Genomic DNA, 25,758 nt, shown 5'->3' on the forward strand with positions numbered 1-25,758 from the left:
CCGGCTCCGGACTCCCATGCCCTCTCAACCGCACCAGACGGCCCCGGCCCTCTCGTGCAGCTTCTAACCGTGCGGGCCCGTCCGATCGAGGATTCCACCACTCGGTGAGGACGTGGCCGCGACCTGCCAAGGTCAGCAGCGACTGCCCGTCCGGCGACCCCGCCGGTGGTGATCCCGGCCGCGTCGAGCACCGCGTGAACGCGTCGCCTCGCATCGGGCAACACATGATGTGAGGACGATGACCGATCGCGACGGCGCCGAGTCGCTGCCCGCCGACAAGGACCGCCCGTACCTGGGCGGACCGGACCCGGCGGGGGAGTTCGGCCGCCTGTTCGACCGCTACGCCGGGCCGCTGCGGAACTACCTGGCCCGGCGGGTCGGACCGGACACCGCCAACGACCTGGTGAGCGAGACCTTCCTGGTCGCGCTCAACCAACGGCACGCCTACGACCCCCGCCTTGGGGCCGTGCGCTCGTGGCTCTACGGGATCGCGACCAATCTCCTGCGGCGGCACGTCCGCCAGGAGATCCGTGCGCTGCGGGCTGGGTCCCGCTCACTCGACCGGGAGGACACGCACGACACGCGCGTGGTCGACCGGGTCGACGCGGAGGCCGCGGTGCGCAGGCTCGCGGGGTCGCTGGCCGAGCTGTCCGACGGCGACCGCGATGTCCTGCTGCTCACGTCGTGGGCGGGCCTGGACTCCACCGAGGTCGCCGAAGTGCTGGGCATCCCGGTCGGCACGGTGCGGTCACGGCTGCACCGGGTGCGCAAGACGCTGCGGCGGGGTCATCGAACTCAGCAATCCGCACGGGAGGAGGACTGCCATGACTGACCACAACCCGCGTGAACTCTGGTCCGACGAGGAACTGGACGACGCGCTCGACCGGCTGAATCCCGCCCCGCGGACCGACGCGCGCGCGATGGAACGACTGCGCGCCGAGCTGATGGTCGCCGCCGGGGCGGCGACCACCGATGAGGGGAACACTTCAATGGGGACCAAGAAGAAGCACTGGCGGCTGGTTGCGTCCGCCGCGGCGGTGGTCGCGGTGGCGGCGGGCGTCCTGGTGGCGCAGACGTTCTCGTTCAACGGGAATCCGCCCGCGGCGAGCGCGGCGGCCGCCGCGCTCAACCAGGCCGCCGACCGGGTGGGCGCGACAGACCAGCCGGTCGGGCCTGGCCAGTACCGCTATGTCGCGACCCGCGCCTGGTGGATGTCCAGCATCGCGACGAGCGACGGCGGCACCGACTTCGCCTACCTGGCCGAGAACCTGATCGAGACGTGGGTCCCCCAGACCTACGACCAGGAGTGGATGCAGCGCCGCGACGTCACCGGCAAGCGCGAATGGGTCAAGGGCACCGAAGCGGAGGCGAAGGCGGCGGGCTACCCGGTCGACCGGCCGAGCTGGCCGGAAGGCGAGCGCCGCGCCCCCTGCGGTGACTTCTACGCCGCCGACAGCAACGAGAAGCCCTGCGCGGGGTGGTCGGGCTGGGCGAAGCCGTCGCCGGAGTTCATCGCGGGGCTGCCGAAGGATGCCAAGCAGCTCTATGACCGCATCCGCACCGAAACCAAGGGCCTCGGCCAGACCCCGGACCAGGAGTTCCTGGTCTACGTGGCCGACTTCCTGCGGTCGGGGACCGTGCCCGCCGAGACCCGGGCCACCGTCTACCGCGCGCTGGCGATGGTTCCCGGAATCGTGGTGACCGACCGGGCGGCGAACCTCGACGGCAAGGTCGGCGTCGCCTTCGGCGTCCAGACCGACGTCGCGCGCCACGAGATCATCATCGATGAGGCGACCGGCCAGTTCATCGGCGAGCGGCAGACCGCGGGCTCTGGTCAGTCCGACCTACCGGCGGGCACGGTCACCTCGTTCACCTCGGTCGAGACCGCGGTGGTCGACAAGATCGGTGTCGCACCGTCCAAGTAGGACAAAGCTGGTTCGGCGGCGTCGGGGCCGCCGAACCAGCTTTCTAGACTGTGCGGACGGCGGCGGTGTTCGCGGTGACGACCGCGGCTTCGCCCGACTTCGTGGAGATCGCGACGCTGCGCGAGGCAGGCGACCATATGAACTCGTCCACCTGGTCCGGCAGGTCGGCCGCGCGCAGGAAGCGGCCGTTGTCGGTCTGGTGGAAGGAGATCCGCTGTCCGTCGACCACCGCGATCCGTCGACCGTCCGGTGCCACCAGGGCTTCCGCGCCCGCGGGCAGTGACGGCACGACCGGCTGCCACAGCTCCGCCCCGACCGTCCACCGCACCACCCTGGCCTCATCGGCGGCGTACTCGGTGGCGACCAGGCGGGTCGAGTCGGGCAGCCAGCGCAGGTTGCGCCTGCCCAGCGTGGCCGGTTCGGCGGAGATCAGCCGGACGTGGTCGTCCTCGGTCACCGGCATGGTGTCGACCAGGATCAGCTTGCGCGGCAGCCGGATGGCGACATAGCGGCTGTTCGGGCTGACCGCGGCCTCCAGCACCGAACCGCCGCGGTCGTAGACCGCCGTTTCCTCGCCCACCAGCACGTTGCGGATCACCACGGTGAACAGCAGGCGGTGGCGCCGGTTGGCCCGGTACACGACCCGGCCGGGGAGCACGCCCAACAGCTCGGTCGCGTGGTCGGCCGAGCCGAGCAGCGGGGTGAGTCTGCCGCCGATCTTCAGTTGCGACAGGCGGGCGGGGGAGCCGTGTTGGATGACGATCTTGCGTTCGCCGGGCAGGTACTTCGCCGCCGTCAGGTCCGGGACGCGCGCTAGATCCCGTCGTGTGCCCTTCGTGTCCAGCTCAGCCAAGTCCTGGCCCACCGCGATGAGCAACCGTTCGCGCTCGTCGACATCGAGCACCCGCATCCCCGACATGATCTCCACCCTGTCACATCTGGTGTCAGCCAAGGAATCCGAGGATGCCGTTGGCTATCGCATCGGCGTAGCGCTGTCTGCCCGCCGGGCTCGCGAGCACGGCCGCCTCGGCTGTGTCGCGCATGTTTCCGCACTCGACGAGCACGGTGGGCCGCTCGGTCAGGTTCAGCCCGGCGAGGTCGTCGCGCGGGGACAGGCCGTCGGTGCCCGCGTAAGTCGAGGTCGCCAAGCCGCCCGCGACCATCTTGTCGCGCAGCGTGCGGGCCAGCCGCAGCGACGGCTCACCCTGGGCGGCGTTCAGCGGCGGCGACGAGTACGCCAGGTGGAAGCCGTGCGCGCCCGCCGCCGTCGAGCCGTCGGCGTGCAGCGACACTACGGCCGCGGCGCCGGACTCGTTGCCGATGGCGGCGCGCTTGTCCACACACGGGCCGACTCCGGCGTTGTCCTTCCTGGTCATGATCACCTTGACCCCGCGCGCGGTGAGCAGGTCGCGCACCCGCTGCGCCACGTCCCAGGTGAACGCGTGCTCGGGGTAACCCGTCTGGGTGGCGGTCCCGGTGGTGTTGCACGGCTTGGTCCGCCCGCGCCCGGCGGGCACCGCCCGGTTGATCTCCGCGGTGTGGGTGGAGTTGCCGCCGTTGTGGCCGGGATCGATCACCACGACCCGCCCGGTCGCGGGCGGGTTCTGCGTCGTCGGCTTCGCCGATGCTGTCGGCGGCACTGTCGTCGGCGCCGCGCTGGACGATGTCGGTTCGGCCGACGGCGATGACGACGGTGGCGGTGTCGTCGATGGTGTTGACGGTGACGACGACGTGGTCACCACCGGCAGCGCCTGTCCGGACTGGGCCGCCGGACCCGCGCACGCGGACATCGCCGCGGCCAGGGCACCGGCGGCGGCGAGGGCCGTCGCGTGTCGTCTCAGCACGGCGCCCACGATGCCACAGGTGGGTGCCCACTAAGCTGGACTTGACGCCGACCCGAGGTGGTCGGGTCGTTCCCGGATGAGAGGGGCCACGGTGTTTCCTGGTGGCGGTGCGCCGGACCTGCAGGCGATCATGGCGCAGGCGCAGAAGATGCAGGAACAGCTGCTCAGCGCGCAGCAGGAGCTGGCCGACGCGGAGGTCTCCGGGACCGCGGGCGGTGGCCTCGTGGTGGCGACCGTGTCCGGCGCCGGTGAGCTCAAGGCCCTCGAAATCGACCCGAAAGTGGTCGACCCGGAGGACACCGAGACCCTCGCCGACCTGATCGTCGCCGCCGTGCGCGACGCGGGCGCGCAGGCGCAGAAGCTGGCCGAGGACAAGATGGGTCCCCTCGCGGGCGGCCTGGGCGGCGGGCTCGGCCTGCCGGGCATGTGATGTACGAGGGCCCGGTCCAGGACCTGATCGACGAACTCGGCAGGCTGCCGGGCGTCGGGCCCAAAAGCGCGCAGCGCATCGCCTTCCACCTGCTCGGCGCCGAACCCGCCGACGTCACCCGATTGCAGGACGCACTGCAGAAGGTTAAGGACGGCGTGGTGTTCTGCGACGTCTGCGGCAACGTCTCCGCGGAGACAAGGTGCCGCATCTGCAGTGACGCCCGGCGCGATCCGTCGGCGGTGTGCGTGGTCGAGGAGCCCAAGGACGTCCTCGCCATCGAGCGCACCCGCGAGTTCAAGGGCCGCTACCACGTCCTCGGCGGCGCGCTGGATCCGTTGTCCGGCATCGGTCCCGAGCAGCTGCGCATCCGCCAGCTGCTCGCCAGGATCGGCGCCGCGGAGATCACCGAGGTGATCCTGGCGATGGACCCGAACACCGAGGGCGAGGCCACGGCCACCTACCTGGTGCGGATGCTGCGCGACTTCCCCGGCCTGACGGTCACCCGCCTGGCCTCTGGTCTGCCGATGGGCGGCGACCTGGAGTTCGCCGACGAGCTGACGCTGGGCCGGGCGCTGTCCGGCCGTCGCACGGTGTGATCGGTCGGGTCCTGGCGGCGCCGCCCCGGCTGGGCGCGGTCCGGCTGGTGGCCATCGACGGCCCGTCCGGCGCGGGAAAGTCGACCGTGGCCGCCCAGTTGGCCGCTGACCTGCGCGAACAGGGTGTGTCCACGGCCGTCGTGCCGACTGATCACTTCGCCACGTGGACCGATCCGGTCGCCTGGTGGCCGCGGCTCGTCGAGGGCGTCCTCGACCCGCTCGCCGCGAATCGGCCGGGCGGCTATAAGCAAATGATATGGGCAGATGGCATACCCCGACCCGGCGATTTGATCACTGTCGGTGTTCCTGAGGTGCTGATCGTCGAAGGTGTTTCGGCCGGGCGGCGCTCGGTTCAGCACCGGATTTCTCTGCTCGTCTGGGCCGAATGCGCCGATCCCGGCACCCGATTGGCCAGGTCGGTGGCCCGCGACGGCGAAGCCAGCCGCGCCGAGCTGAGTCGCTGGCAGGCGTTCGAGACCGGCTGGTTCGCCGTCGATGGCACCCGCGAGCGCGCGGACGTGCGTGTCCGTTCCTGACCGGTCAGCCCACCTTGAGTGTCCGCTGAACGGACGAATTCTTCGCAAATCTCACTGACCGTGGCGACACGATCGCGGACGGCATATTCGTCGTATGCCAGTTGGCCGGATCGTGACCTCCCGTAGTTAAGGGAAGTAGACCGAAGCGGCTATGGTCGGCGACCACACGGTGAGATCCCGTGCACAGTTTTCGATCGGGGACACGAGGAGTGCGTGATGGCTTACCAGCGATCCGCGCGACTTAGTCGGGCAGGAACGCCTCGACTTGTCGCGCAGTCGCCCCGGCACGGGCGGTCGAGCGGATGACGCCGCCACTCGAAGTGACCGAGGCGACCGCTGCGGTGCCACCGGAGGCCACCCTCGCGGGTGCGAGCCAGAAGGCGATCCAGGGCCGCTCGCTCGGCCAGATCGCCTGGCGTCGCCTCAAGCGCGACAAGGTCGCGATGACCGGCGGGCTCGTCGTCGTCTTCCTGGTCCTGGTGGCGGTCTTCGCCCCGCTGATCATCGACCTGCTGGGGACCGACCCCAACTTCCGCGACTACAAGCTCGTCGACGCCGACACCGGCCTGCCGATCGGCGGCGGCGGCGGGGTCAGCTCCGAGCACATCTTCGGCGTCGAGCCGGGCAACGGCCGCGACATCTTCAGCCGGGTCGTCGAAGGCGCCAAGATCTCCCTGCTGATCGCGTTCCTCGCGACGATCCTGTCGGTGGTCATCGGCACCGTCATGGGCATCGTCGCAGGCTACTTCGGTGGCTGGGTCGACACCCTGATCAGCAGGCTGATGGACATCTTCCTGGCCTTCCCGCTGCTGCTGTTCGCCATCGCGCTCGTCGGTGTCATCGGCACCGCGGGGTTCGGCCTGGACGGTCTGACCCTGCGCATCGTGGTGATCATCTTCATCATCGGGTTCTTCAACTGGCCCTACATCGGGCGCATCGTCCGCGGACAGACACTGTCGCTGCGCGAACGCGAGTTCGTCGACGCCGCGCGCAGCCTGGGCGCCAAGCCCAAGTACGTGCTGTTCAAGGAACTGCTGCCCAACCTTGTCGCACCGATCCTGGTGTACTCCACGCTTCTGATCCCCACCAACATCCTGTTCGAGGCGGCACTGTCCTTCCTTGGAGTGGGCGTGCCGCCGCCTACCGCGACGTGGGGCGGCATGCTCTCGGACGCGACCCGGTGGTACCAGGTCGATCCGCAGTTCATGTTCCCGCCCGGCCTCGCCATTTTCGTGACCGTTCTGGCGTTCAACCTGTTCGGTGACGGTCTGCGGGACGCGCTCGACCCGCGCTCGCGGTGATCATCCGCGTTCCCTGAGTTTCAACTCCTAACCGATAAAGGGGTGCAACTGGAGATGAAGAAAAATCGAGTTGTCTCGGTTGTCGCACTCGGTGCGGCCGCCGCGATGGGCCTGTCGGCCTGTGGCGGGGGCACGTCCAATGGCGGCAACAACGGTGGTGGTGGCACGACCACTCCCGGGTTCGGCGCTGCGGTCGGCAAGGTCTTCAACCCGTCGGACACGAAGGGTGGGACGCTGCGCTTCGCCAACTCGGGCGACTGGGACTCCCTTGACCCGGCCGACACTTACTACGGCTACTCGTGGAACTTCATCCGCAACTACGGCCGCGGTCTAGTCGTCTTCAAGTCCGCTCCGGGCGCCGAGGGCAACAAGCTCGCCCCGGACCTCGCGGAGAAGCTCGGTGAGCCGAGCAACGACGCCAAGACCTGGACGTACAAGCTCCGCAAGGGCATCAAGTACGAAGACGGCACCGAGGTCAAGTCCAAGGACGTCAAGTACGCGGTCCTGCGCTCGCTGGACAAGACCACGTTCCCGAACGGCCCGACGTACCTCGGCGACTTCCTCGCCGTGCCCGACGGCTACAAGGGCCCGTACGCCGACCCGAACGTCGACGCGATCACCGCGATCGAGACGCCGGACGACTACACCATCAAGTTCAACCTGAAGACCTCGTTCTCCGGGTTCGACTACTTCATGGCGCTGCCGTCGACGATCCCGGTGCCGCAGGCCAAGGACACGGGCACGAAGTACAAGGAGCACGTCATCTCGACGGGCCCCTACAAGTTCGAGACCAACGAGCTCGGCAAGAAGTTCGTCCTCGTGCGCAACGAGCACTATGACCCCAAGTCCGACCCCGACACCGGCCGCAAGCCGCTGGCGGACAAGATTCAGGTCGAGCTCAACGTCAACGCGGACGACGTCGACAACCGCCTGCAGTCCGGCGACCTCGACATCTCGATCGAGGGCACCGGCGTGCAGCCCGCGGGCCAGGCCAAGGTCCTCAACGACCCGGCGCTCAAGGCCAAGTCCGACAACCCGGTCAACGCCCGTACCTGGTTCACGGTGCTGAACTCCGAGGTCGCTCCGCTGGACAACATCGACTGCCGCAAGGCCGTTCTGTACGCCGCCGACAAGACCGCCTACCAGCGCTCTTACGGTGGTGCCACCGGTGGTGACATCGCGACCAGCCTCATGCCGCCGGTCATCCCCGGTCAGAAGAAGATCGACCTGTACGAGGCCCTGACCAAGCCCGAGGGCGACGTCGACAAGGCCAAGGAAGCCCTGGCCAAGTGTGGCAAGCCGGACGGCTTCAGCACCGCGATCTCCTACCGGGCCGAGCGTCCGAAGGAGAAGGCGACCGCCGAGGCCATGCAGCAGGCCCTGGGCCGCGTCGGCATCAAGCTGGAGATCAAGCCCTTCCCGCTGGCCGACTACACCAAGCTGTACGTGGGCAAGCCGGACTTCGCCAAGGCGAACAACATCGGCCTGATCATCTACGGCTGGGGCGCGGACTGGAACGACGGCTTCGGCTTCATGCAGCAGATCGTCGACTCCCGGGTCATCCGGGCGGCCGGTGGCAACACCAACCTCGGTATTCGTCTTCCCGAGGTTGACAAGACCATCGACGAGGCGCTCAAGGAGACCGACACGGCCAAGCGTGAGGCGCTGTGGGCCAAGACCGACGAACTGGTCATGCAGAACGCCGCGGCGCTGCCGGGTGTCTGGTCGAAGGGCTTGCTGTACCGCCCGGAGAACCTGACCAACGTCTTCGTCACCGAGGCGTTCGGCATGTACGACTACACGGCCATCGGTACCTCCCGCAAGTAGATCTCGAGACGCATAGAGGTAGGTGAAGGCACTGGTGGCCTGTGGTGCCGCGGCGGATCGCCGCGGCACCGCGGGCCACCACGCCGAGTACGGTGTTCACATACATTGTCCGTAGGCTGATCGGAGCAGTGATCCTGCTCTTCGTGGTCACCGCCGTCACGTTCTCGATCTTCTTCCTGGTGCCCCGCCTCGCGGGCGCCACGTCGGACGACCTTGCCTCCCGCTACGTTGGCAAGACCGCCGGTGCCGAGCAGATCCACGAGATGGCCCAGAAGCTCGGCTTCACCGACCCGCTCTATGTGCAGTACGGCAAGTTCGCCAAGGGGCTGATCGTCGGGTCGGAGTACAACACCGGCACGTCGATCGAGCAGTGCCCGGCGCCCTGCCTCGGCTACTCGTTCCTCAAGCAGAACCCGGTGCTGCCCGACATCCTCGGCAGGCTCCCGGTGACGATCTCGCTGGCCGCGGGTGCCGCCCTGATCTGGGTGCTGGCCGGTGTCGCCACCGGCGTGCTCTCCGCGCTGCGCCGAGGAACGATCTTCGACCGGTCCGCCATGATGATCGCACTGGCGGGCGTCTCGCTGCCGATCTTCTTCACCGGCATGCTGTCGCTGTCGATCTTCCGCGACGGTCTCGGCTGGTCGGTCGGCGGCAGTTTCTACAGACCGCTCACCGAGGATCCATTGCTGTGGTTCAGCAGCCTGTCGCTGCCGTGGATCACGCTGGCCTTCCTCTACGCGGCCCAGTACGCGCGGCTCACCCGCGCGGGCATGCTGGAGACGATGAACGAGGACTTCATCCGCACGGCAAGGGCCAAGGGCCTGCCGGAGCGAACCGTCGTCGTCAAGCACGGCCTGCGCTCGGCGCTGACGCCGATCCTCACCATCTTCGGTCTCGACGTCGGCCTGCTGCTCGGCGGCGCCATCCTGACCGAGACCACCTTCTCCCTGCCGGGCATCGGCCAGTACGCGGTCATCGCGGTCGCCAACAACGACCTGCCGCAGGTGCTGGGCGTGACGCTGACCGGCGCCTTCTTCATCGTCATCGCCAACCTGGTCGTTGACCTCTTGTACGCCGTCGTCGACCCGAGGGTGCGCACCACGTGACCACGAATCCCGAAGACAGCCTGGCCGAAGTCAGCGAAGTGATTCCGCAGGCGGCCCCCGGCAACAGGTTCCTCGAAGTCCGCGAACTGCGGGTGCACTTCCCGACCGACGACGGCGTCGTCAAGTCGGTCGACAACCTCACCTTCGGCGTCGACCGCGGACAGACGCTGGGCATCGTCGGCGAGTCCGGCTCCGGCAAGAGCGTCACCAGCCTGTCGGTCATGGGCCTGCACAAGAAGGGCACCGCCCACATCACCGGCGAGGTCCTGCTCGACGGCGAGAACCTTGTCGGCGCGAGCGAGGAGCGGGTGCGGTCGCTGCGCGGCAAGCGGATGGCGATGATCTTCCAGGACCCGCTGTCGGCGATGCACCCCTATTACACAGTGGGCGCGCAGATCGTCGAGGCCTACCGGATCCACAACAAGGTCACCAAGCAGGTCGCGCGCAAGCACGCCATGGACCTGCTCGACCGGGTCGGCATCCCGAACCCGAAGTCGCGGGTGGACGACTACCCGCACCAGTTCTCCGGCGGCATGCGCCAGCGCGCGATGATCGCCATGGCGCTCTCGTGCGACCCGGAGCTGCTGATCGCCGACGAGCCGACCACCGCGCTGGACGTGACGGTGCAGGCGCAGATCCTCGACCTGATCCGGGACCTGCAGCAGGAGTTCAACTCCGCGGTCATCATCATCACCCACGACCTCGGCGTCGTGGCGGAGCTGGCCGACGACATCATGGTCATGTACGCGGGCCGCGCGGTGGAGTACAGCACCGCGTCGGACATCTTCAACTCGCCGCAGCACCCGTACACGTGGGGCCTGCTGCGGTCGATGCCGCGACTTGACCGGGAGCGCACCGCGCGGCTCGTGCCGATCAAGGGCACGCCGCCGAGCCTGATCAACGTCCCGGACGGCTGCCCGTTCAACCCGCGCTGCGTCTACCAGGAGTCGACCGGCGGGCTCAGCACCACCGAGCGGCCCGAGTTCCGCGACATCGGCGGCGGCCACCACATCGCCTGCCACCTGACCGCCGAGGACCGGGTCCGCATCTGGGACACCGAGATCAGGCCGACGCTGTGAGTATCGAAGACGGGGACGCCGTGACAGCAAAAACCGACACCCCCGCCGCCGAGCCCAAGACGCTCGGCGCGGACCTGCTGACCGTGACCGGTCTGCAGAAGCACTTCCCCATCCGCCGCGGCCTGCTGCAGCGCCAGGTCGGCGCCGTGCAGGCGGTCGACGGGCTGACCTTCTCGGTCAAGCAGGGCGAGACCTTGTCGCTGGTCGGCGAGTCCGGCTGTGGCAAGACGACCACCGGCAGGCTGCTGACCCGCCTGCTGGAGCCCACCGCGGGCAAGATCGTCTTCGAGGGTCGCGACATCACCCACATGTCGACCGCCCAGATGCGACCGCTGCGGCGCGACGTGCAGATGATCTTCCAGGACCCGTACTCCTCGCTGAACCCGCGCCACACCGTCGGCACGATCGTCGGCGCACCGTTCCGCCTGCAGAAGGTCAAGACCGAACACGGCGTCAAGCGCGCTGTGCAGGACCTGCTGGCCCTGGTCGGTCTGAACCCGGAGCACTACAACCGGTACCCGCACGAGTTCTCCGGCGGCCAGCGCCAGCGCATCGGCATCGCCCGCACCCTGGCCCTGCGCCCGAAGCTGATCGTGGCCGACGAGCCGGTGTCCGCGCTGGACGTGTCCATCCAGGCCCAGGTCGTCAACCTGCTCGAAGATCTGCAGGACGAGTTCGACCTGACCTACGTGATGATCGCCCACGACCTGTCAGTGGTGCGCCACGTGTCCGACCGGGTCGCGGTCATGTACCTCGGCAAGATCATGGAGGTCGCCGACCGCACCGCGCTGTACGAGCGCCCCATGCACCCGTACACCGTGGCCCTGCTGTCCGCGGTCCCGATCCCGGACACCGCCCGCCGCGAGAACCGCGAGCGGATCCGGCTGCAGGGTGACGTGCCCAGCCCGATCAACCCGCCGTCGGGTTGCCGCTTCCACACCCGTTGTTGGAAGGCGCAGGAGGTGTGCAAGGTCGAGGAGCCCCCGCTGGTCGACCTCGCCCCCGGCCACCAGGCCGCCTGCCACTTCCCGGAGAACCAGGGCGAGATCACCATCGACCCAACGGGCGCCGCGGCGACTGAGTCCTAAGTGTCCTGATCGGCGATGGGCGTCACTTCAGTGGCGCCCATCGCCGTTTCCGAGGGCGGTTCAAGTGAAACCCGGCGGATATCGGGGCACAACACTCGCGCGCGTCAATGGGCGCGGAGGTGCGTCATGCCCGAGGCCGCTCATGTGTTCGCGCCCGACCCGCTCGCCGTGACCCTGCGGTACCAGGAGATCCATGGCTACCGCCGCGCGTACCGGATGGGCGGCACCGGGCCGCGCTGCTGTTCATCGGGGTAGACGCTCGAAGGGCACGTCCTCCGGCAAGTCGTAGATTCCGTGATCCTCAGCGTCGCGCACCATCTCGTCCAGACCCGCCGCTCGTGCACGCCGAGCGCGCTCTTGATAGGCGAGGACGTCCTGAAGGCGGACGCGTCGATGCCGGGCGGGCTGCTCATATGGGATTTCCCCTGATTCGAGCAACCGGACCAGCGTCGGCCTGGAGATCCCAAGAAGATGAGCGGCCTCGCTGGTTGTGAGCACGGTGTGCGATGGGGCGATCGTGATGGCGAGACCTTGCGAGAGCGCCTGGAGTACGTCTCTCAGCAGGTCGAACACCTCGGTGGGCACGTCCAAGCGGCTGCCGTCAGGCGCGACCAGGGCAGCTCGGTCGGGTGAGTGTCGAGTCAAGGCCACTAGGGCGTCGTTCAGTCGTCCGGGGTCGGCCGGAGGCAGTAACGTCCGCTCGCTCATAGTGGTCGCCATAGCCCAATGCTACCGCAAACGAACAAAACGAACGCTCTCTGAATGAGTCGACCTACCCACGCGGCCTCCGCAAGGATGGGTATTCCGTCCGACGCGAACGCCCCCGTCACTCTCTAACGTCGAAGCCACCCCCACAGAGGAGGCGCGACATGACCACTCAACACGTCGAGACGCTCATCATCGGTGCAGGTCAGGCCGGTCTCAGTACCGGTTACCACCTGCGCAAGCTGGGGCGGGACTTCCTCGTCGTCGACGGCAACGACCGCCTCGGCGACAACTGGCGCAGGCAGTGGGACACCCTGCGGCTCTACACCCCGGCCAAGTACGACGGCCTCCCCGGCATGCCCTTCCCGAAGGCCCCCTGGACCTTCCCCGGCAAGGACGAGGTCGCCGACTACCTGGAGTCCTACGCCCTGCGCTGGGACCTCCCCGTCCGCATGAGCACCCGCGTCGAAGCCCTCCGAGCCACCGAGACGGGCTATGAAGCCGCCCTCGGCGCTGACACCATCACGTGCGACAACGTCGTCGTCGCCACCGGCACCTTCGGCCGCACACCGGACATCCCCGAGTTCGCCGACCGGCTCGACCCCGGCATCCGCCAGCTGCACTCCAGTGCGTACCGCAGGCCCAGCCAGCTCAAGCCCGGCCGCGTCCTTGTCGTCGGGGCTTCGCATTCGGGGACCGATGTGGCCTACGAGGTCGCGCTCACCCATGAGACCGTCCTCTGTGGACGTGACTGTGGACAGATCCCGTTCCGGCTGGAGTCGCGGCGGGCGAAGCTGGGGCTGCCGGTGATGATGTTCCTGGCCAAGCATCTGCTCACGCGCCGGACGCCGATCGGCCGCAAGGTGATGAAGGAGATCCGGGTCCACGGTGGACCGATGCTCCGGGTCAAGCGCGCCGATCTCGAAGAACGCAAGGTCGAGCGGGTCACCGACCGGGTCACCGGGGTCAAGGACGGGCTCCCGCAGTTCGCCGATGGAACAACCATCGACGTGGCCAACGTGGTTTGGTGCACGGGATTCCAGCAGGTGTTCGACTGGATCAAACTCCCCATCATCGGCGACGACGGCTGGCCGACCGAACTGCGCGGCCTGGTCAAGGACGCCCCGGGGCTCTACTTCTGCGGCCTGAGCTTCCAGTACGCGTTCAGCTCGATGCTGCTGCCCGGCGCGGGCCGCGACGCGGAGTTCGTCGCCAGGCGAATCGCCGCGCGCAAGGTGTCTGTGGCGGCTTGACCGGCGGTTATCCTGCCAAGGTGGGCGTGGTCGACGACCTGGCGAAGGCCCGCGCGGCCTTCGAGCACCGCCGCTGGGTGGCGGCGTACGACGCGCTGTCCGACGTCGGTGACCTCGATCCCGACGACTTCGCCCGCCTCGCCACCGCCGCCTACCTGGTCGGCCGCAAGAACGACTGCGTGCAGGCCATGCAGCGCGCCTACCAGGGCCACCTCGACGCGGGCGACCCGCTCGCCGCGGTCCGCTGCGGGTTCTGGCTGGCGCTGGTCCTGCTGACCAGCGGCGAGGCCGCCATCGGCGGCGGTTGGGTGAGCCGCTGCAAACGCCTGCTGGACGAGGTCCCCGGCGACGTGGTCGAGCGCGGCTACCTGCTCATGCACCTGATGATGGGCAGCGTCTTCGCGGGCGAGTTCGCCGCCGCGCAGGCCATGGCGCTGGAGGTGTCCGACTACGGCCGCCGGTTCCGCGACCCCGACCTGACCGCTACCGGCCTCAATGCGCAGGGCAGGATGGCGCTCTACTCGGGCCGGGTCCAGGAAGGGCTCGCGCTGCTGGACGAGGCGATGATCGGTGTCGCCACTGGCGAGGTGTCGCCGATCATCGCGGGCCAGGTCTACTGCTCGATGATCGAAGCCTGCCGGGAGGTCTCCGACTACGGCCGCGCCGCCGAGTGGACCAGCGCCCTCACCGCTTGGATCGACGCACAGCCGGGCCTGCTCCTGTTCACCGGCCAGTGCGCGGTGCACCGCGGCCAGCTCATGCGGGTGCACGGCTGCTACCCGGAGGCCATCGAGGAGTTCGACCTCGCCGTCCACCGCTACCTCGACGCCGAGTTCCCGGCGCCCGCCGGACTCGCGCTGGCCGAGTGGGGCGATGTGCTGCGGCTGCGCGGCGAGTTCGAAGCGGCCCAGGCCGCCTACGACCGGGCAGCGGGTTTCGGCCACGAAGCGCAGCCGGGTTTGGCACTGTTGTGGCTGGTCAACGGCCGGGCGGACGCCGCGCTGGCCGCGGTCCGCAGGCTGCTCGCCGAACCCCGCGACCCGGTGCACCGGTCGCAACTGCTGCCCGGCGCCGTGGAGGTCCTGCTCGCCGCGGGCGAACCGGACGACGCGGCGGCCATCAGTGCCGAGCTGATGTCGATCGCAGAGTCCTTCGGCTGCGCGGCCTTGCGCGCGATGGCCCACTACGCGCGCGGCGGTGTGCTGCTCGCCGCCGACCCGCCCGCCGCGCTCGCCGAACTCAAGAATGCCCTGCACGAGTGGCAGCGCCTCGACGCGCCGTACGAGGTCGCCCGCTGCCGCGCGCTCATCGGCACGGCCTTGCGCGCCTTGGGCGACGAGCACTCCGCGACAGCCGAACTCACCTCGGCCCGCCAGGCTTTCCTCGACCTCGGCGCGGCCCCCGCCGCCCGCCTGCTCACCCCCACCGTCCCAGGTGGACTCACCGAACGTGAGGTCGAGGTGCTGCGGCTGGTCGCGGCCGGGCACAGCAACCCCGAGATCGCCGCGACCCTGGTGCTCAGCGAGAAGACCGTCGCCCGGCACCTGTCGAACATCTTCACCAAACTCGACGTCTCATCCCGCACCGCCGCCGCGAAGTTCGCCTTCGAGAACCGCCTGACCTAAGCCTCGACCCGGTTGCGCAGAATGGTGTCCATGTGTTTCTGCCCCCATTCACCGAGTGGCCCGAGTGCGGCGTTCAATTCGGCTCCGTATTCGGTCAGTGAGTATTCGACTCGCGGGGGACCTCGGCGAACACCTCCCGGTGGACCACCTGCGCTGCCTCCAATTCCCGCAGGTGGGCGGCGAGCACCTTCTCGCTCACACCGGGCAGCTCCCGCTTGAGCTCACCAAAGCGGCAGGTCCGGACGTTGAGCGACCACAGGATGAGCACTTTCCACTTGCCGCCGATGACGTCGATGGCCGCGTCGATTCCGCACACATAAGGCGATTCCATTTCCCCCGCTAACCTCAAGGTAAGTAGCTGACAATATTGTACCTACTTGATCATTCACCGGCAGGAGCCGACGATTGGTCGCGTGAACGGAAATGACAAGAACCCCGTGACGGTGATCGGCCTGGGCGCCATGGGGTCGGCGCTCGCCCGAGCACTGGTCGCCGCGGGCCACCCGACGACCGTCTGGAACCGGACCCCCGGCAAAGCCCCCGAGGGCGCGAACGAAACCGCGACCGCCGCCGAAGCCGTCGCCGCGAGTCCGCTGACCGTCCTCTGTGTACTCGACTACCCGGTGGCCCAGGACGTGGCCAAATGGGCGGACTGGGCGGGCCGCACCCTGGTCAACCTCACGAATGGAACTCCCCAGCAGGCCGACGCGATGGCCGACTGGGCCGCCGAGCGCGGCGCCGACTACCTCGACGGCGGGATCATGGCCGTGCCCCCCGGCATCGGCACCCCGCACGCGATGCTGCTCTACAGCGGTTCGCGGACCGCGTTCGACCAGGCCGAGCCCGTTCTCTCGACTTTCGGTGCGGCGAACTACGTCGGCGCCGAGCCCGGCCGGGCGGCGATGTTCGACCTGGCCCTGCTGACCGGCATGTATGGCATGTTCGCCGGGTTCGTCCAAGCCGCCGCGTTCGTCCGCAAGCAGGCCACCGCGACCGAACTGACCGAACTGCTGGTCCCGTGGCTGGCCGCGATGTCCGGCCTGCTGCCGGACCTGGCCCGGCGCGTGGACTCCGGCGACCACACCACCGACGTCGACTCGCCTTTGGGCATGCAGGCCGCCGCGTTCCCCAACCTGGCCGCCGCGTGCCGCGCGAACGGCGTCAGCCCGGAACTGCTGGCCCCGCTGGCCGCCTTGGTCGACCGTGCCGTGGCCGCCGGTCATGCCAACACCGAACTCTCCAGCCTCGTCGATCTGCTCTGAAGGGATTATGGGTACCTACACCGACAAAACCGCCGTCATCAGCGGCGGCACCCACGGCATCGGCCTCGCCACGGCGAAAGCCGTGATCGAGGGCGGCGGCCGGGTGATCGTCACCGGACGCAACAAGGACACCGTCGACAAGGCCGCCGCCGAGCTTGGCCCACAGGCCATCGTGGTCCGCTCTGACACCACCGTCCGCACCGACATTGACGCGCTCGTAGAACTTGTCCAAGGAGAGTTCGGCCGCACCGACCTGGTTTTCGTCAACGCGGGCGTTGCCGAACTCGGCCCGGTCGGCGAGGTCGACGAAGCCGCCTTCGACCGGATCTTCGACGTCAACACCAAAGGCGCGTTCTTCACCGCCCAGGGCCTCGCGCCCCTGGTGGTCGACGGCGGCGCGATCGTGTTCACCACCGTCACCGACGGCACCGCCGCGCCGGGGATGACCGTCTACCTGGCGTCCAAGGCCGCCGTCCGCTCCTTCGCCAAGGGTTTCGCCGTCGAGTTGGTCGGTCGCGGCGTGCGGGTGAGCACCGTGGCCCCCGGCTACACCGACACCCCGACCATGGGCGTCGCGGGCCTGACCGCAGCCGAGCGCGCCGACTTCATGGCCGCGGGCGACGCGATCATCCCGATGCGCCGCCACGCGACCGCGGAGGAAGTCGCGAAAGCCGTGCTGTTCCTCGGCTTCGACGCCACCTACTCGACCGGTGTGGAACTGGCCGTCGACGGCGGCTTGGCCCAGATCAACTCGCCCACCGACATTTAAAACATACGGGATGTATGTTTTACTGGCCGCATGACGATCAGCACGGAACTCGGCTCCCGTCGCGCGGTGGACGCCGGAGCGGCCAAACTGGACTACTTCGAGCGCGGCGAGGGCCCTCCGGTGGTGTTCCTTCACGGTCTGATGGCGAACTCGGACCTCTGGCGGGCGGTCGTTCCCCAGGTGGCCGCAGGCGGGTATCGCTGCCTGGCCGTGGATCTGCCGCTCGGCGCGCATCGAGTTCCGATGCCCGCGGGTGCCGACCTGTCGCCCCCGGCGGTCGCAGACCTCATCGCGGAATTCCTGACCGCGCTCGACCTGGTCGACGTGACCCTGGTGGCCAACGACACCGCCGGAGCGCTCACCCAGATCCTGCTGACCCGGCACCCGGAGCGGATCGGACGGGTCGTGCTCACCAATTGCGACGCACTCGACCGCTTTTTCCCGCCCACCTTCAACTACCTGACCAAGCTCATCCGGCTGCCCGGCGCGGCTTGGCTCCTGGGTCGGATACTGCGGGTGCCGCCCCTGCGCCGCCTGCCGCTCACATACGGTTGGCTGAGCAAGCGACCCATCCCACGCGAGGTGATGGACTCCTACTGCCTGCCCTCCGGGGACAGTTCGGATATCCGGCGGGATCTTCGAGCGTTCGTCGGATCCGTGCACCGGCGCCACAGCCTTGCCGCGGCGCGTCGGCTACCAGGGTTCACCAAGCCCGTGCTGCTGGCGTGGTCGCCAGAGGACCGGCTGTTTCCCTTGTCGCTGGGGCAAGCGCTCGCCGACCTGTTCCCGATGGCGACGTTGGTCGAGGTGCCCGACAGCTACACCTTCGTCCCCGAGGACCAGCCCGAACGCCTCGCCGAACTCATCACCGACTTCATCGGGTCCGAAGTCCCTGGAACACAATGACCTATGCCCCGCAAGCCGCAGAAACGATCGGAGGCGACCCGGGCCACCCTGCTCCGGGTCGCCCGTGAGCTGTTCGCCGATCGCGGATACAGCGCCGTGACCGCTGAGGACATCGTCAGTGCCGCCGAACTGACCCGGGGCGCGCTGCACCACCAGTTCGGCGACAAACGCGGACTGTTCCGTGAACTGCTGCTGGTCGTGGAAGCCGAGCTGGTCGCCGAGATCCGCGCCGCCGTGTCGGCGCAGCAGGGTCCGCCGGAACAGATGGTCGCCGCGATGAACGTGTTTCTCGACGCGTGCACCAGGCCCGAAGTCAGCCGCATCGCGCTGCTCGACGCCCCCGTCGTGCTCGGGTGGACCCAATGGCGGGCGATCGAGGCCGACTACGGCCTCCAAGTGATCATCGAACTGCTCGAGGCCGGGATGGACGCTGGATTCATCCAGCGCCAACCCGCCCCGCCGCTCGCCCAGATCATCCTCAGCGCTCTGATCGAGTCCGCGCTCCTCATCGCCCATGCCGACGACAAGCCCGCGACGCGTGCCACCGTCTCGCACGCCCTCGGCCTTCTCCTCAGCGGACTCCTGACTCCGTAGACCGGCTACTTGTTGGCCCGGTTCACCGCGGACACGACGGCCTTAAGGGAGGCGGCCACGATCGAGCTGTCGATCGCCACGCCCCACAGGACCTGGTCGCCGACCGCGCATTCGACATAGGCGGCGGCGCGGGCGTCATCGCCGGAGGTGAGGGCGTGTTCGGAGTAGTCCAGGACCCGCACGTCGTACCCGACCGAGGCCAGGCCGTCGACGAACGCGGCGATCGGGCCGTTGCCCGCGCCGGTGATCTGGTGTTCCTCGCCCTCAACGCTGACGGTGGCCTCGATCTCGTCGCGACCCTCGCCGTCATCGGAGATTCGGTTGCGGCGCAGCCGCAGCGGGGTGACCCGGTCGAGGTACTCGCCCGCGAAGACGTCCCACATCTCCTTGGGGCTGACCTCGCCGCCCTCGTTGTCCGTGACGGCCTGGATGACCTGCGAGAACTCGATCTGCAGCCGACGCGGCAGCTTGAGCTGGTGCTCGGTCTTCATGATGTAGGCGACGCCGCCCTTGCCGGACTGCGAGTTGACCCGGATGACGGCCTCGTACGAGCGGCCGATGTCCTTCGGGTCGATCGGCAGGTACGGGACCTCCCACGGGTGCTCGTCCACCCCGACACCGGCGGCCTCCGCGTCGGCGCGCATGGCGTCGAAACCCTTGTTGATGGCGTCCTGGTGGCTGCCGGAGAAGGCGGTGAAGACGAGGTCGCCGCCCCACGGGTGGCGCTCGGCCACGGGCAGCTGGTTGCAGTACTCGACCGTGCGGCGGATCTCGTCGATGTCGGAGAAGTCGATCTGTGGGTCGATGCCCTGGCTGAACAGGTTCATGCCCAGGGTTACCAGGTCGACGTTGCCGGTGCGCTCCCCGTTGCCGAACAGACAGCCCTCGATCCGGTCGGCCCCGGCCTGGTAGCCCAGCTCGGCGGCGGCCACGCCGGTGCCCCGGTCGTTGTGCGGGTGCAGGCTCAGGACCAGCGAGTCGCGGTTGTCCAGGTTGCGGTGCATCCACTCGATCGAGTCGGCGTACACGTTGGGCGTGGCCATCTCGACGGTCGCGGGCAGGTTCACGATCATCGGCCGCTGCGGCGTCGGCTGCCATACGGCGGCCACGGCGTTGCACACCTCGGCGGCGTAGGACAGTTCGGTGCCGGTGTAGGACTCGGGGGAGTACTCGAACCGGAAGTCGGTGTCGGCGTACTTCTCGGAGAAGGCCAGCACGACCTCGGCGCCGTCGGTGGCGATCTTCTTGATGCCCGCCCGGTCCTGCCGGAAGACGACCCGGCGCTGCAGGATCGAGGTGGAGTTGTAGAGGTGCACGATCGCGCTGTGCGCGCCTTCGACGGCCTCGAAGGTGCGCTCGATCAGCTCGGGGCGGGCCTGGGTCAGCACCTGGATGCGGACGTCTTCCGGGATGGCGCCCTCGGTGACGATCTCGCGGACGAAGTCGAAGTCGGTCTGGCTGGCGGCGGGGAAGCCGACCTCGATCTCCTTGTAGCCCATCCGCACCAGCAGGTCGAACATGCGGCGCTTGCGGGCCGGGGACATGGGGTCGATCAGCGCCTGGTTGCCGTCACGCAGGTCGACGGCACACCACAGGGGTGCCTTGGTGATGCGCTTGTCCGGCCAGGTGCGGTCGGGTACGACGATGGGTTCGACCAGCTCGGGGAACGGGCGGTACCGGTGGAACGGCATCGAGCTGCCCAGCTGCGGATTCCACGCGGACTGGCCGTCGGGGGCCGGGCGTGCGGGCGTGCGGATGCGGCTGTTGGCAGAGGTATACGAATCGGGGCTGCTCATGTGCGGGTCTCCTGCTGACGAGAGTCGGCGACCGGCGGCAACGCCAAACCCCGCGACGGGGGGCCGGCCTGGTCAGGCCCCGTCGCGGCAGCGAAGCAGGAGGAGAGCCACCTGGCCAGAGTAGCCACCATTCGGCCGAATGTGGAATCCGGTGTCCACATCCTGGGCGGACACGGTTTCGAGGGGCGAAATGACTCAACCGATTGGGCTGGTTGCGCGCTGTTGTCGGCGGCGCTCCAATGAGGACGTGATCAGCAACGAAAGCCCCGCCAGGGTGCGGGCACTCGCGATGGAGTTGAAGGCCGCCCGCGAGGGCGCGAACCTCAGAACGAGGGACGCGGCCCGCATGATCGGCACCTCGGCGCCGACCTTGAGCCGAACCGAGACCGCCAAACGTTTCGCCCTCGCCACGGACGTGTCGGCGCTGTTGGCCATCTACGGCGTGACGGGGGCGGATCGAACTCGGATCATGGAACTGGCCGAGAATCTCGACGCCCCACACTGGCTAGAGTCGGGAGACCACAGGCCCCGGCTCCTGCCCGCACTGAAACACTTCGAGCGGCGTGCCATCAAGATCACGCAGTTCTCACCCGCTTTGGTTCCCGGTCTGCTCCAGACACCCGCCTACATCCGGGCGCTCATGCGTTTCGCCAACTCCGATGAGCAGGTGCGGGAAGAGTGGATAGCCGCACGGCTGGATCGCCAGGCGATCCTCAACGCGAGGCTCAGCCCGCGTTATGTCGCCTATCTTGACGAGGGGATGCTGCGCAGGCCCTGCGGTGGATCGGAAGTCATGACTCATCAGCTCCAATGGCTGATGGGCAGAGATGAACAGCCGCACATCACAGTCAGGATCATCCCCTTCAAGCACGGTTTCTATGACAGTCACGGCGCGTTCACGCTGTTCGAGTTCCGCGACGACGATCCGATCGTCTACATCGAGAGCGCCGATGCTGCGGGATTCCTGCACGCGTCGGAAAGCATCGCGAGGTTCCGTGGCTTCGCCGGTAAGCTGGACCGGGTCGCGCTGGGATCATCCGATTCGGTGGATTTCCTGGCGAGAATGGTGGTCGACTACGGACGGAGCTGAAACAGGATGCACGGAGAGTGGCGAAAGTCGACGTTCAGCCATCCCAACCAAGCTGACTGCGTTGAGGTCGCCTTCGCCACCGAGGTCCGTGTGCGGGACTCCAAGAACCCGTCCGGCGGCGTCCTGACCTTCCCGGTCCCCACCTGGTTCCCCCGCCGCGTGCCTGCCAACGTTTGACGCCCCCGCAGGTCAAGATCCGACTTGGGGCGCCGTTGCTCAGCTCAGCGTTGCTCGCCCGCTAGGACGACCTCTAGAACGTGCCGTCGGAGGTCGGCGCCTCGATTGCCGCGTCGGCCGAGGCCAGACCAGCGAGTTCGCGAAGGGCGTCCCGGTACTCAGCCCAGTCCTCGCCCGGCAGACGTTTCTCCGCGTCCGGGACAAGTTCGTCACGGATGGCCGCGACCATGGTGTTGCGAACCGGAGTCGGGAAGTCCTCGACCACGACGACACCAAGGTTCTCGTCGCGGATCTCTTCGAGGTCGGCCAGGGTCTCTGCGTCAACGGTGCGATCGATGAGGAAGTCCAGGACCCAGTGATACAGCGAGTCGTTGACCGGCCAACGAAGCTGCCTGGTGATCCAGATGTCGCCTGACATCACTCTCCCACGGTGAAGACTCGGGGGCCGAGAGGCCCGATGAATTCTCGCACGCGCGCGATCTGCTCGGGAGTGAACTGGGAGACGTCGACCGGCACCCAGTCAGCTTTGGTCATGTGATCCACGATCCTGCCCTGGAAGATCTCCCACTGTCGATCGAAGTACTTGCCTGCGAATGGACCGACAGCGTCATAGGTCTTGCCGTCCGGGCCGATCCAGTCCGGCCCCTTTTTCCTCGTCGACCGGACCAGGACGGTACGACGCTCGTCTTCCACGCGTCGGGCAGTGACAGTTTCGCCGCGCCGATACCGCTGACTCGCGGGGTCATAGCCGAGCTTCCAGTCACGCTCGCTGCCGTTGCTCGCCCCCTCAGCCTCCCGGGCCGCTAGCCCCGCCACCACGCCAGGATCGGTTAGCCCCCGCATATACATGGCGAGGTAGTTCTCCATCCCCGCGAGCAGTCCAAGCGTGTGACTGACGGATTCCCGCACCTGCTCCAGCGCGGCGACCGCTCGGGGCGGGTGGGGGTTACTGCTGCCACTGGTCGCCCTAGCCAACACAGCCTGGGCCTGGTCGAACTGACCAGCTGCGACCATGAGTTGTCCGCGAAGCGCCTCCGACCCCTCGACGACGGGCGTCAGACCCGCGATGACGTCCTGGACACTCATCGCCTACAGCACCGCCTTGAACAGCTCTGCGGCTTCCAGCGCCGTTTTCGCCGCCTGCCGCGCTGCGACCAACTGCTCGGCGGCCTCGACCAGGCTGCCCTGCGCCGCGTCAGCCTCCAGTCGTACCGATGACTCGAGCAGCACGCCAAGGCAGGCCACGGCGGACTCAATCGGCTCGGGTGCGGCCTGCAAGATCGCCAGCCCCTGTGCAATGAGTGTCTCGGCCTCCCCGATCGCGGCCCGCAATTCCTCGATGCTCATCGCTCCCCAGTGTCGGCCTAACGTTTGACGATCCCCTGGTCGGGGCATATCTCGACCATGACTACGCACAGGTGGTACGCAGCTCGGGGGCGTGGGCGCAGCACCCCCGCCCGCATCGTCGCCGGGATCGGCGCCTTGTTCGCGTTGATCGAGGTCGTCTACGTCCTGCTGATCATCTTCGGCGCGAACGCCGCGAACGGCTTCTTCCGGTTCATCCAGTCGCTGGCCGAGCCGCTCGCGCTGTTCTTCCCCGGTCTGTTCCCCATCGCCAACCAGACACTCGCCGTCATCGTGAACTACGGCCTGGCCGCCGTGTTCTGGCTGGTGGTGACCGGACTGGTGGCTCGCGCGCTGCGCTGACGGGTGTCAGAATTCGCTCATGGCCGACAGCACCGAAGAGACCGAAGCCCAGCCCCGGCGCACCCCCGCCGAGTGGCGGGCCGACATCGTCGGGCTGGTGGCGGGCCTGGTCCGCTGGGTCGGGCTGCTGATCGCCCTGATCCTGGTCGTGCACGTCGTCCTGGTGATGGGCAACGCGAACACGGGCAACGGCATCACCAGCTTCTTCCGGAGCTGGGCCGAGCCTCTGTCACTGGCCTTCAGGGACCTCTTCACGCCGGACGACCAGAAACTCAAAGTCCTGGTCAACTACGGCCTGGCGGCGGTGTTCTGGCTCGTGGTCTCCACGGTCGTCGCCAAGCTCATCCGCCGCCTGGCCTGATCAGAACGCCTGGCCCCAGCGGTCGGTGAACGCGAGTTCCTCCGGCGGCTTTCGCCTGCGCGGCTTGGTTTCGCGCTCGCGCTTGTCCGGCGGCAGCAGCTCCGGCGAGCCGAGCACGCCGACGGCCACGGCGGCCAGCGGGCGGATCGTCTCCGGCAGGTCGAACTCGGCGACCACCGCCGCCTTGTCGAACCCGGCCATCTGGTGCGCGACCAGGCCCTCGGCCACGGCTTGCAGGACCAGGTTCTCCGTGGCGAGCCCGACGCCGTACTCGGCGTACGGGATCACGCCCTTCTCGTTCACCGTCGACGCGCACGCCACCAGCAGGGCACCCGCGTTGACCGCCCACGCCTGGTTGCCCCGGTTCAGACACGCCAGGATTCGGTCGAACGTCGACGTGCCGCGCGGCCCGACCAGGTAGCGCGCGGGTTGGGTGTTGCCGTACGACGGCGCCCAGCGGGCCGCCTCCAGCATCCGGCGCAGGGCGTCCTCCGGCACTACACCGGCCGGGTCGAGCGCGCGCGGGCTCCAGCGGGCCTTGATCAAGGGATGCGGCTCAGATGGCATAGCCCCACGACGTGATCGAGTAGGCGCCGAACCAGGCCGACGCCACGGCCGCGCCCGCGAGCGTCAGCAGCACCGTCGACGTTCGGCGCTTCGCCAGGCCGATCGCGATCGGGATCAGCAGGGTGAAGGCGGGCACCATGAGCCGCGCCTTGGAGTTCATCAGGCCGTTCGAACACAGGTCCATCGCCAGCACTCCGGCCGCGTAGACCACCAGCGGCCACTCCAGCCGACGCCGCCAGCAGATCACCAGCAGGGCGAGCGCGACCACGATCAGCCCGACCGTGGCCACCTCCAGCACCGACCGCGCGTTGCCCAACACTTCCAGGCTGAACTTGACCGTCGCCCCGCCGCCGTCGAACTCCGAGTCCCAGCCGCGCCGCTGCAGGGCGAACCAGCCGTCCCACTCGCCGGTCCGCGTGCCGACCCACGCCAGGTAGCCGATCAGGCCGACCGGGGCGATCAGCCCGCCGACCCACGGCCGCCAGGTCTCGCGCCGCTGGACCACGGCGATCACGATGGCCAGGCCCACGGCCAGGATCAGCGCCGCCGCCGTCGGCCGGACCAGGCCCGCCGCCGCGCAGCACAGGCCCGCGGCGATCCACCGCCGCTCCAGCACGAACACCAGCGCCCACACGGCGAACGCGCAGAACATCGCCTCCGAGTACGCCATCGACAGCACGATCGCCATCGGCGACGCGGCGAACAGCGCCACCAGGATCAGCCCGACCCGCCGCGAGCCGCCGGTGATGATCGTGCCGAGCCTGGTCATCCCGTACGCGCACACCACGCCGAACGCGACCGTGATCGCCAGCGCCGACGGCAGCAGCAGGAACCCGAGATCGCTCAGCCAGCCGACCACCGTCGGATAGCCGGGGAAGAAGGCCAGCGGCGTCTCGGCGCTGCGCCGGTTGAACGCGTCGACCAGATTGGGCGGCACACCGTCGTAGCCGTGCGCGGCGATGGCCAGGAACCACTGCCCGTCCCAAGACTTCAGCGCGTTGGTGGCGGACTGGCCGTTCTGCCCCGCCATCCACGACAGCACCAGCAAACCGATCTCGCGCACCCCGAGGAACACCAAACCAGGCGCGAGCAGATTGGCGATCCTGACCAGCGACCAGCGTCGAACGCGGTGCGGAACCGGCGCCTGCCGAGTGGGCGTCGCCTCCTCGGCGCTCGTGGGCACCACGTCAGTAGACATGCCTGCCCGCCTCCCC

30 protein-coding genes and 1 pseudogene are annotated in these 25,758 nt (G+C 68.5%); 21 read left to right on the forward strand and 10 right to left on the reverse strand.

All coding sequences use genetic code 11. The annotated features are described in order from the left end of the window. The first annotated feature begins 238 nt into the window (after positions 1–238). Both BN1701_RS27870 and BN1701_RS27875 read left to right on the forward strand, forming a co-directional pair. Positions 239–832 carry an RNA polymerase sigma factor gene (locus tag BN1701_RS27870; protein ID WP_054053693.1) on the forward strand — a complete coding sequence of 198 codons (594 nt, stop codon included), beginning with the start codon at positions 239–241 and terminating at the stop codon, positions 830–832. Beyond that, a complete protein-coding gene (locus BN1701_RS27875) occupies positions 825–1,925 on the forward strand; it encodes a CU044_5270 family protein (RefSeq protein WP_054053696.1) in 1,101 nt (366 codons plus the stop codon). The genes BN1701_RS27870 and BN1701_RS27875 overlap by 8 nt, the downstream gene beginning before the upstream one ends. Before the next feature lie 43 nt (positions 1,926–1,968). Here the strand turns inward: BN1701_RS27875 and BN1701_RS27880 are convergent, their stop codons facing one another. After that, positions 1,969–2,844 (reverse strand): hypothetical protein, encoded by an 876-nt coding sequence (locus tag BN1701_RS27880; protein WP_157368258.1) that lies wholly within the window; start codon positions 2,842–2,844, stop codon positions 1,969–1,971. A gap of 25 nt (positions 2,845–2,869) precedes the next feature. Beyond that, the gene (locus BN1701_RS27885) at positions 2,870–3,778 is read right to left on the reverse strand and encodes an N-acetylmuramoyl-L-alanine amidase (protein ID WP_369800632.1); all 909 of its coding nucleotides are present in this window, start codon (positions 3,776–3,778) and stop codon (positions 2,870–2,872) included. A gap of 67 nt (positions 3,779–3,845) precedes the next feature. On the opposite strand from BN1701_RS27885, the gene BN1701_RS27895 reads away from it, so the two are divergent. The 9 genes from BN1701_RS27895 (at position 3,846) to BN1701_RS37920 (ending at position 11,987) form a co-directional block, all read left to right on the forward strand. Further along, entirely contained in the window at positions 3,846–4,199 is a 354-nt protein-coding gene (locus BN1701_RS27895; protein ID WP_054053703.1) for a YbaB/EbfC family nucleoid-associated protein, read from the forward strand. Continuing rightward, positions 4,199–4,795 (forward strand): recombination mediator RecR, encoded by a 597-nt coding sequence (gene recR, locus BN1701_RS27900; RefSeq protein WP_054053705.1) that lies wholly within the window; start codon positions 4,199–4,201, stop codon positions 4,793–4,795. Before BN1701_RS27895 ends, recR begins: the two co-directional genes overlap by 1 nt. 44 nt (positions 4,796–4,839) lie before the next feature. Next, positions 4,840–5,331 carry a uridine kinase gene (locus tag BN1701_RS27905; protein WP_231949935.1) on the forward strand — a complete coding sequence of 164 codons (492 nt, stop codon included), beginning with the start codon at positions 4,840–4,842 and terminating at the stop codon, positions 5,329–5,331. Positions 5,332–5,633: 302 nt separating this feature from the next. After that, positions 5,634–6,632, forward strand: a complete 999-nt coding sequence (locus BN1701_RS27910; protein WP_054053709.1) for an ABC transporter permease — start codon at positions 5,634–5,636, stop codon at positions 6,630–6,632. Positions 6,633–6,686: 54 nt separating this feature from the next. Continuing rightward, on the forward strand, positions 6,687–8,459 hold the full coding sequence (locus BN1701_RS27915) for an ABC transporter substrate-binding protein (protein ID WP_054056184.1): 1,773 nt from the start codon (positions 6,687–6,689) through the stop codon (positions 8,457–8,459). Between the two features lie 92 nt (positions 8,460–8,551). Further along, on the forward strand, positions 8,552–9,565 hold the full coding sequence (locus tag BN1701_RS27920; RefSeq protein ID WP_054056185.1) for an ABC transporter permease: 1,014 nt from the start codon (positions 8,552–8,554) through the stop codon (positions 9,563–9,565). Further along, positions 9,562–10,644 carry an ABC transporter ATP-binding protein gene (locus tag BN1701_RS27925; protein ID WP_054053712.1) on the forward strand — a complete coding sequence of 361 codons (1,083 nt, stop codon included), beginning with the start codon at positions 9,562–9,564 and terminating at the stop codon, positions 10,642–10,644. Before BN1701_RS27920 ends, BN1701_RS27925 begins: the two co-directional genes overlap by 4 nt. A 20-nt stretch (positions 10,645–10,664) precedes the next feature. After that, positions 10,665–11,732 carry an ABC transporter ATP-binding protein gene (locus BN1701_RS27930; protein ID WP_054056186.1) on the forward strand — a complete coding sequence of 356 codons (1,068 nt, stop codon included), beginning with the start codon at positions 10,665–10,667 and terminating at the stop codon, positions 11,730–11,732. Positions 11,733–11,858: 126 nt separating this feature from the next. After that, on the forward strand, positions 11,859–11,987 hold the full coding sequence (locus tag BN1701_RS37920; RefSeq protein ID WP_255364660.1) for a hypothetical protein: 129 nt from the start codon (positions 11,859–11,861) through the stop codon (positions 11,985–11,987). On the opposite strand, the gene BN1701_RS27935 is transcribed toward BN1701_RS37920, so the two are convergent. Continuing rightward, positions 11,976–12,452, reverse strand: coding sequence for a helix-turn-helix domain-containing protein (locus BN1701_RS27935; RefSeq protein ID WP_054053713.1), 477 nt, complete (start codon positions 12,450–12,452; stop codon positions 11,976–11,978). The two genes, BN1701_RS37920 and BN1701_RS27935, sit on opposite strands and share 12 nt — an antisense overlap. A 149-nt stretch (positions 12,453–12,601) precedes the next feature. Between BN1701_RS27935 and BN1701_RS27940 the strand changes: the two genes are divergently transcribed. Next, the gene (locus BN1701_RS27940; protein ID WP_054053715.1) at positions 12,602–13,690 is read left to right on the forward strand and encodes an NAD(P)/FAD-dependent oxidoreductase; all 1,089 of its coding nucleotides are present in this window, start codon (positions 12,602–12,604) and stop codon (positions 13,688–13,690) included. A gap of 20 nt (positions 13,691–13,710) precedes the next feature. After that, positions 13,711–15,315, forward strand: coding sequence for a LuxR family transcriptional regulator (locus BN1701_RS27945; RefSeq protein ID WP_054056187.1), 1,605 nt, complete (start codon positions 13,711–13,713; stop codon positions 15,313–15,315). Here BN1701_RS27945 and BN1701_RS27950 read toward each other — a convergent pair. After that, a pseudogene (locus tag BN1701_RS27950) lies at positions 15,312–15,646 on the reverse strand (winged helix-turn-helix transcriptional regulator). The gene BN1701_RS27945 and the pseudogene BN1701_RS27950 overlap by 4 nt on opposite strands. 82 nt (positions 15,647–15,728) lie before the next feature. On the opposite strand from BN1701_RS27950, the gene BN1701_RS27955 reads away from it, so the two are divergent. Genes BN1701_RS27955 through BN1701_RS27970 form a run of 4 tightly spaced genes read left to right on the forward strand, consistent with a single transcriptional unit; the run spans position 15,729 to position 18,846 of the window. Further along, positions 15,729–16,577, forward strand: coding sequence for an NAD(P)-dependent oxidoreductase (locus BN1701_RS27955; protein ID WP_054053717.1), 849 nt, complete (start codon positions 15,729–15,731; stop codon positions 16,575–16,577). A gap of 7 nt (positions 16,578–16,584) precedes the next feature. After that, positions 16,585–17,346, forward strand: a complete 762-nt coding sequence (locus BN1701_RS27960) for an SDR family oxidoreductase (RefSeq protein ID WP_054053719.1) — start codon at positions 16,585–16,587, stop codon at positions 17,344–17,346. Positions 17,347–17,376: 30 nt separating this feature from the next. Further along, positions 17,377–18,252: an alpha/beta fold hydrolase gene (locus BN1701_RS27965; protein WP_054053721.1), complete on the forward strand. Its 876-nt coding sequence runs from the start codon at positions 17,377–17,379 to the stop codon at positions 18,250–18,252. A gap of 3 nt (positions 18,253–18,255) precedes the next feature. Further along, positions 18,256–18,846 carry a TetR/AcrR family transcriptional regulator gene (locus BN1701_RS27970; RefSeq protein WP_054053723.1) on the forward strand — a complete coding sequence of 197 codons (591 nt, stop codon included), beginning with the start codon at positions 18,256–18,258 and terminating at the stop codon, positions 18,844–18,846. Positions 18,847–18,851: 5 nt separating this feature from the next. Here BN1701_RS27970 and leuA read toward each other — a convergent pair whose 3' ends face one another. Further along, positions 18,852–20,642, reverse strand: coding sequence for a 2-isopropylmalate synthase (gene leuA, locus BN1701_RS27975; RefSeq protein ID WP_082860097.1), 1,791 nt, complete (start codon positions 20,640–20,642; stop codon positions 18,852–18,854). Positions 20,643–20,889: 247 nt separating this feature from the next. Between leuA and BN1701_RS27980 the strand changes: the two genes are divergently transcribed. Together BN1701_RS27980 and BN1701_RS34750 are read left to right on the forward strand one after the other, a co-directional pair. Then, positions 20,890–21,732 (forward strand): helix-turn-helix transcriptional regulator, encoded by an 843-nt coding sequence (locus BN1701_RS27980; RefSeq protein ID WP_054053727.1) that lies wholly within the window; start codon positions 20,890–20,892, stop codon positions 21,730–21,732. 6 nt (positions 21,733–21,738) lie between these two features. Continuing rightward, complete coding sequence (locus tag BN1701_RS34750) at positions 21,739–21,909, forward strand: DUF397 domain-containing protein (protein WP_082860099.1); 171 nt, start codon at positions 21,739–21,741, stop codon at positions 21,907–21,909. Positions 21,910–21,982: 73 nt separating this feature from the next. Here the strand turns inward: BN1701_RS34750 and BN1701_RS27985 are convergent, their stop codons facing one another. Genes BN1701_RS27985 through BN1701_RS27995 form a run of 3 tightly spaced genes read right to left on the reverse strand, consistent with a single transcriptional unit; the run spans position 21,983 to position 23,256 of the window. Next, positions 21,983–22,327, reverse strand: coding sequence for a hypothetical protein (locus BN1701_RS27985; RefSeq protein ID WP_054053729.1), 345 nt, complete (start codon positions 22,325–22,327; stop codon positions 21,983–21,985). Then, a complete protein-coding gene (locus tag BN1701_RS27990) occupies positions 22,327–22,995 on the reverse strand; it encodes a hypothetical protein (RefSeq protein WP_054053730.1) in 669 nt (222 codons plus the stop codon). Before BN1701_RS27990 ends, BN1701_RS27985 begins: the two co-directional genes overlap by 1 nt. Before the next feature lie 3 nt (positions 22,996–22,998). Continuing rightward, on the reverse strand, positions 22,999–23,256 hold the full coding sequence (locus BN1701_RS27995; RefSeq protein WP_054053732.1) for a hypothetical protein: 258 nt from the start codon (positions 23,254–23,256) through the stop codon (positions 22,999–23,001). A 57-nt stretch (positions 23,257–23,313) separates the two neighbouring features. On the opposite strand from BN1701_RS27995, the gene BN1701_RS28000 reads away from it, so the two are divergent. Both BN1701_RS28000 and BN1701_RS28005 read left to right on the forward strand, forming a co-directional pair. Beyond that, positions 23,314–23,616 carry a hypothetical protein gene (locus BN1701_RS28000; RefSeq protein ID WP_054053733.1) on the forward strand — a complete coding sequence of 101 codons (303 nt, stop codon included), beginning with the start codon at positions 23,314–23,316 and terminating at the stop codon, positions 23,614–23,616. Between the two features lie 19 nt (positions 23,617–23,635). Beyond that, entirely contained in the window at positions 23,636–23,977 is a 342-nt protein-coding gene (locus BN1701_RS28005) for a hypothetical protein (RefSeq protein ID WP_054053736.1), read from the forward strand. Here the strand turns inward: BN1701_RS28005 and BN1701_RS28010 are convergent, their stop codons facing one another. Together BN1701_RS28010 and BN1701_RS28015 are read right to left on the reverse strand one after the other, a co-directional pair. After that, a complete protein-coding gene (locus BN1701_RS28010; RefSeq protein WP_054053737.1) occupies positions 23,978–24,544 on the reverse strand; it encodes a nitroreductase family protein in 567 nt (188 codons plus the stop codon). After that, on the reverse strand, positions 24,534–25,742 hold the full coding sequence (locus BN1701_RS28015) for a DUF2029 domain-containing protein (RefSeq protein WP_054053740.1): 1,209 nt from the start codon (positions 25,740–25,742) through the stop codon (positions 24,534–24,536). The genes BN1701_RS28010 and BN1701_RS28015 overlap by 11 nt, the downstream gene beginning before the upstream one ends. Between the last annotated feature and the right edge of the window lie 16 nt (positions 25,743–25,758).

The organism is Alloactinosynnema sp. L-07 (genome assembly GCF_900070365.1).
In the GTDB taxonomy this organism is placed as follows: domain Bacteria; phylum Actinomycetota; class Actinomycetes; order Mycobacteriales; family Pseudonocardiaceae; genus Actinokineospora.